This is a genomic window from Xenorhabdus sp. KK7.4, assembly GCF_963876465.1.
GTDB classification, from domain to species: Bacteria; Pseudomonadota; Gammaproteobacteria; order Enterobacterales; family Enterobacteriaceae; genus Xenorhabdus; species Xenorhabdus stockiae.
This window is the reverse complement of the sequence record NZ_CAWNQF010000119.1, coordinates 1-6043: the sequence shown is the minus strand read 5'-3', so window position 1 is coordinate 6043 and position 6043 is coordinate 1. Positions and strand designations below refer to the sequence as shown.

Here is a 6043-nt window from a genome sequence, read left to right as displayed (position 1 = left end):
TCACTAGAATGCAAATGTCAGATTGCGATGCGCCTGTTAGGGCGCGGCAGGTAAGAGAGCCTTATAGGCGCATATGAAAAACCCCCGGCTATGCCGGGGGATACTTATTAATTTTGATATAAACAGGGGGCTAAGTACTATTTTTTTCAATTTTTTCTACAATCTTGTTGTACTCTTTCCAGATAACAGACAGCGGCGAGTTTAAACAGCAAATTGAGATAGAACCGCCTGTTGCTGGATGGTACTCGTATTTAGATTTTCCCCTATATACCCGTTTTGGCAGTATGTTATCCGCTGGATTTTTTCTTTTTCTTTCTAACATCAATCATAACCTCACTAGCAGATTATCTGATGGCCAGATAGTGGAATATTAATATCTTGCTAACCTGTTGTTTTTATTTCTTATGTAAAAAATAACAAGTGAAAATCTTAATATGAAATGGTGGCTTTTTCCAATTATCACAGCATTAAAATTTAATAATCTCATTTGAAGAAAGATATTGCTATATGTTTTCTTAAATTCAAGAGATTTCAACATTAAATTTTATCGTTATTTTAGTGTTTTTAATGAATGCAATTATTGCTGTGCTGAGAGATTAACGACATTGATAGGTTGTAAAATAAACAATTAATTTTCTATCTATCCGATATGCGTGCAGTGATTAAAAGAAGCGCTTATAAGAGTTTTATATTTAATTACTTTTGAAAAAGTTGATCTTTGTTTGTTATTTGTTTCTTTTTTGTGTGCAAATTGTTTCGTAAGATGTGCATCTTAAATACAGCTGATATCAACAAAACAGACCATTTATTCGTCATTAAGTATGATTAACTGGGCTAAAATAGGGCCGTTAGCATAAATGTAACTTAGTGCAAATGTTCATAAACGCTAAAGTAAATGTAAAAATTTCATTAAAAGTTACCCATTGAAATAGATATTGTGTTACATTCTTTTCGTTTTACTGGCTAGTATCTCTGTGTCTCATTCGCAGAATTGTGTTACTTGTTAATAATAAAGGATATTAAGCACAATAAATTTTAGACGGATACTGATTATGGTCAGCTAATGTTTGCTAATAGTAAGGGGAAAATATCTTGACGGATCTGATTAACTTCATTAACAACATTCTTTGGGACTACGTATTAATATACTTGCTTCTTGGGGTTGGCCTTTACTTCACTATAAGATTTGGTTTTATACAACTTCGCCATTTTGGCCACATGTTTTCAGTCCTGAAACACAGCAAGAAATCAGATAAATCCGGCATCTCATCTTTTCAGGCTTTATGTACCAGCCTTGCGGCGCGCGTAGGGACCGGGAATCTTGCCGGAGTTGCGATTGCACTGACTGCTGGTGGCCCTGGGGCTATTTTCTGGATGTGGGTTGTTGCATTTATTGGTATGGCAACTTCCTTTGTGGAAAGCACGCTTGCTCAGTTGTACAAGACGAAAGACGATCAGGGAAATTATCGTGGTGGCCCAGCCTACTACATGGAGAAAGGGTTGAAGAAGCGGTGGATGGGTGTATTGTTTTCATTCTTCCTTATTATCGCGTTTGGTCTTGTATTTAATGCCGTTCAGGCAAACTCAATTGCACAAGCAGCTTCTTTTGCCTTCGATATCAATCCGTTATATGTCGGTATTGCGTTAGTCATTATTAGTGGTGTGATTATTTTTGGCGGTTTGCGCTCAATCGCGCGGGTTGCTGAATTAGTTGTTCCATTTATGGCGGGTGCATATTTAATTCTGGCATTCTGGGTTGTAGGTCACAATATTGAACGTATTCCGGAAGTATTTGCATTAATCTTTAAGAGTGCTTTTGGTTTTCAGGAAGCTGCGGCAGGGGCATTGGGTTATGGTATTTCCCAGGCAATGCTTCAGGGCGTTCAGCGTGGTTTGTTCTCGAATGAAGCGGGAATGGGTTCTGCGCCAAACGCAGCGGCTTCTGCTTCTCCATATCCGCCACATCCGGCCTCTCAGGGATATGTGCAGATGTTGGGGGTATTTATGGATACGATCGTTATCTGTAGTGCTACAGCAGTCATCATTCTTTCTTCAGGCATCCTTAATGAGAATGTTACTGCCATCAGCGGAATTGAATTGACGCAACGTGCACTATCCTCCGCAGTTGGTCATTGGGGAACAACTTTCGTTGCCATTGCAATTTTCTTCTTTGCCTTTACATCAATTATTGCTAATTACGCTTATGCTGAAAGTAATATGATATTCCTCGAGCGTAACCATACCGCAGGTTTATTCATTTTACGTATTGCAGCATTAGCCATGGTGATGTTCGGTACAATGGCGGAAGTGCCTTTAGTCTGGAATATGGCAAACGTATCCATGGCCTGTATGGCTATTGTGAACCTGATAGCTATTTTCTTGTTATCAGGCATTGCGCTGAAATTGGCTAAAGACTATAACCAGCAGAGAAAAGCAGGGCAGTTACCAACATTTGATATTAATATGTATCCGGAACTCCAAAAGCAGATTGAAGAAGGCATTTGGGGTAATGAGCCGGCTCAGAAGAATCAAAAACGTAATAGCTGAAATTAAGACCAATATTCATTATTAGTAAAATAAAATGAATAGACATATTAGCCGGATATTCCAGATTTAATGGAAGTCCGGCTTTTATGTTATTGTAAAAACGGTATAACACATAGCATTCCAGCCGATAAAAAGACAGCATCTACTCTAGTTTCATCTACTATATAGTGACATTATTCAATTTTTCTTCTGTTATTGTATAAATATGATGAGAAAAATCTTAGTAGGTGTGCTTATTACGCTGTTGATTGGTTGTAGTCGGCAATCCCCATTGGAAGAAAGGAATGATTATCTTATTGATCATTCTTATTCGTATTCGACAAAACAGAATATTGAGTCAGTCAAGTTTCTGGTCGTACATTATACGGCCTTGAATGAGAAACGTTCTTTACGGGCTTTGACTGGCGGTAATGTCAGCGTCCAGTATTTGATTCCTGCTCATCCCAAATATAAAAATAATGAACCGATTATTTTTCAATTATCTTCTGAGGGAGAAAAAGCCTGGCATGCCGGCAGAAGTGAATGGAGGGGGTATAAAAATTTAAATAATTATTCCATCGGCATAGAAATAGTTAATTGTGGATTTAAAAAATACTTTTTTAAAAAAGAGTGGTGTGAATATCATCCAACACAAATAGATGCTTTGATTCGACTGGCAAAAGATATTATCCGTAGACATAAAATTGAAGCTGTGAATGTGGTTGGTCATAGTGATATCGCCCCACTTAGGAAAGAAGATCCGGGGCCTGTTTTTCCATGGCATACTCTTTATGAAGAAGGGATCGGAGCCTGGCCTGATGCTGATACGGTCAGTAAATATTTAGCTGACAGAGCGCCAGATACGCCTGTTTCCGTTATCAGAATACAAAAAGCACTGGCTGTTTATGGGTATTCTATTCCTCAGACAGGTTATCTGGATGTGCATACACATAAAACGATCCGGGCATTTCAGATGCATTTTCGTCCATCAGATATTCAGGGTTATCCCGATGCAGAAACGGAAGCGATAGCATTAGCCTTAGTTGAAAAATATAAATTAAATGAAAACTAATCTCGTTGTGGTACTAAAAAAGTTGGTAAGGTAGCGGCCTGATATTGATGTCTGGCCGCATAACTTATCTTATGATTAGCAATTGTAAGACAGGTGTAATGGAAGTTTAACTTCAAGCTCTATATCTGTACTTTGACGAAAATCGTAAGGTGTAATGCCATATTCTTTACGGAACATATAAGTAAAGTGGGATTGAGAGCCGAAGCCAAAATCCAGCGCAATATCAAAAATGGGTTGGGAACTGTTCTTCAGAAGATGTACAGCACCAGCCAGACGACGTTGGCGTATGTATTTACCCAGTGAGATCCCGGTGACTTCCTTGAATATTTTCTGCATGTGCCAAAGCGAATAGCCAGAGTAAGCAGCAAGTTCTTCAAGATGGATGACACGACCAAGGTGGTTTTCTATCCATTTACTCAGTGCGCATACAAGTGCTAAGTGATTATCCTGTGGCATTACAATTATAAATTGGTTAAAGGTGATGGGAAGTATACACAACTTCTTTTCAAGATTTTAGTTTTATACATAATCGACAATCGAGAGTTAATTTTACTCTTATCGGTCCTGAATATGCATTACAATCACAAGGGGACGAAGAGTGAATTAGTATGCATTTCCGGTATTTATTCTTTGTGAATGATGTTTTAATATTCATCTGATTTGAATGAGTAAACTAAATATTGGGTCAAAATTAGAGTCTGACACGATAGCAATAGTGTCAGGGCAGTTTGGGTATGATAGATCGCGCAAAAATTGAAGGAATCTAAGGTTTCTTCGGCCAGTTCAGGTCCAAAACGACAAATAAAATAGTTTAAACAGGTTCTATACCCAATGGATTTCGGGCTGAATCGTAGTGGTGGGTGAACTAAGCCAACACAGAAATGGCCTGAAAGACGACGGATATAATTATCGAAATAAGAGGACTAGATGACGGGGCATATACAACAGTCGACGCTTAAGCGTGGTTTAAAGAACAGGCATATTCAGCTTATTGCACTCGGTGGCTCAGTAGGAACAGGGTTATTTTTGGGAATTGCCCAAACGATCAAAATGGCCGGTCCTTCAGTGCTTCTTGGGTATGCTATTAGTGGTTTTATTGCATTCCTGATAATGCGCCAGTTGGGGGAAATGGTTGTTGCAGAGCCAGTAGCAGGTTCTTTTAGCCACTTTGCTTATAAATATTGGGGTAATTTTGCCGGTTTTCTATCCGGTTGGAATTACTGGGTTATGTTTATACTGGTTGGAATGGCGGAACTCACTGCTGTCGGTATGTATATTCAATACTGGTGGCCTGAGATCCCAACGTGGGTTTCAGCAGCAATATTCTTTGTGGTGATTAACTCTGTCAATTTAATTAATGTCCGGCTCTATGGGGAGGCAGAATTCTGGTTCTCTATGATTAAAGTCGGCGCTATTATCGGCATGATCCTCTTCGGTTCTTACTTGCTCATTAGTGGAACAGGTGGGCCACAGGCCAGCGTAAGCAATTTATGGCAGTATGGCGGTTTCATGCCTAATGGTGCTGCGGGTCTGATCACAGCAATGGCCGTAATTATGTTTTCATTCGGCGGGTTGGAAACTGTAGGAATTACGGCGGCAGAAGCTGAAAATCCAGAAAAGAATATCCCGAAGGCAACTAATCAGGTTGTGTACCGTATTTTACTGTTTTATATCGGTTCGTTGTTCATTCTGTTGTCTCTTTACCCGTGGGTAAAAGTTGTTGAGGGCGGAAGTCCATTTGTTCTGATTTTCCATAACCTGGATAGCTTCTGGGTTGCTAATGCCTTGAATATTGTCGTGCTGACGGCAGCGCTGTCGGTTTATAACAGCGGCGTTTATTGTAACAGCCGAATGTTGTACGGCTTGGCTAAGCAGGGTAATGCACCACGTATTCTGACCAAAGTGAATAAGCGCGGTGTTCCGGTTTTATCAATTGCATTGTCAGCTTTGGCAACATCGATAGGTGTATTAATTAACTATGCTATGCCGGGTAAGGCATTTGAGCTTTTGATGGCATTGGTAGTAACAACCTTAGTTATTAATTGGATTATGATTTGTGTATCACACCTGAAATTCCGGGCTGCAAAGGATGCCGAAGGCGTTAAAACAAGTTTCAGAGCATTCTGGTATCCATTTGGTAATTTCCTGTGTCTGATATTTCTGGCTTGTATTCTTATTATCATCCTGACGATACCTGATATACGTATATCTGTTATCCTCATGCCATTCTGGATCGGAGCATTGTGGGTTGGTTATTTATTTTCCAGATCCAATAAAGCAAAGACATAACTTGATAGTTTTAAAATGAGCACACTTTATCAGCCGGGCATAATGCCCGGCTGATTTTTGTATATAGAAAACCCCCTGCTAGGCAGGGGGTTCCGTAGAGCTTTCAGCGATGAGGCAGCTATAAAAACCCCTTTTGATTTGTTAAAACACCTTGCG

General features: G+C 39.5%; 4 protein-coding genes. 3 read left to right on the top strand and 1 reads right to left on the bottom strand.

Annotated features, from left to right (window positions below):
• Window positions 1–1092 precede the first annotated feature (1092 nt).
• Together AACS90_RS19660 and AACS90_RS19655 are read left to right on the top strand one after the other, a co-directional pair.
• The gene (locus AACS90_RS19660; protein WP_099123581.1) at window positions 1093–2547 is read left to right on the top strand and encodes an alanine/glycine:cation symporter family protein; all 1455 of its coding nucleotides are present in this window, start codon (window positions 1093–1095) and stop codon (window positions 2545–2547) included.
• A 208-nt stretch (window positions 2548–2755) separates the two neighbouring features.
• Window positions 2756–3598 carry an N-acetylmuramoyl-L-alanine amidase gene (locus AACS90_RS19655; protein ID WP_193757302.1) on the top strand — a complete coding sequence of 281 codons (843 nt, stop codon included), beginning with the start codon at window positions 2756–2758 and terminating at the stop codon, window positions 3596–3598.
• 75 nt (window positions 3599–3673) lie between these two features.
• Here the strand turns inward: AACS90_RS19655 and AACS90_RS19650 are convergent, their stop codons facing one another.
• Entirely contained in the window at window positions 3674–4054 is a 381-nt protein-coding gene (locus tag AACS90_RS19650; RefSeq protein WP_099110862.1) for a helix-turn-helix domain-containing protein, read from the bottom strand.
• A gap of 471 nt (window positions 4055–4525) precedes the next feature.
• On the opposite strand from AACS90_RS19650, the gene AACS90_RS19645 reads away from it, so the two are divergent.
• On the top strand, window positions 4526–5887 hold the full coding sequence (locus AACS90_RS19645) for an amino acid permease (RefSeq protein WP_099123579.1): 1362 nt from the start codon (window positions 4526–4528) through the stop codon (window positions 5885–5887).
• Window positions 5888–6043: the final 156 nt, after the last annotated feature.

Excerpts from the sequence above, each read along its gene's own strand:
- AACS90_RS19655 (WP_193757302.1), top strand. The coding sequence starts at position 2,756 with ATGAGAAAAATCTTAGTAGGTGTGCTTATTACGCTGTTGATTGGTTGT.
- AACS90_RS19650 (WP_099110862.1), bottom strand. The coding sequence starts at position 4,054 with ATGCCACAGGATAATCACTTAGCACTTGTATGCGCACTGAGTAAATGG.
- AACS90_RS19645 (WP_099123579.1), top strand. The coding sequence starts at position 4,526 with ATGACGGGGCATATACAACAGTCGACGCTTAAGCGTGGTTTAAAGAAC.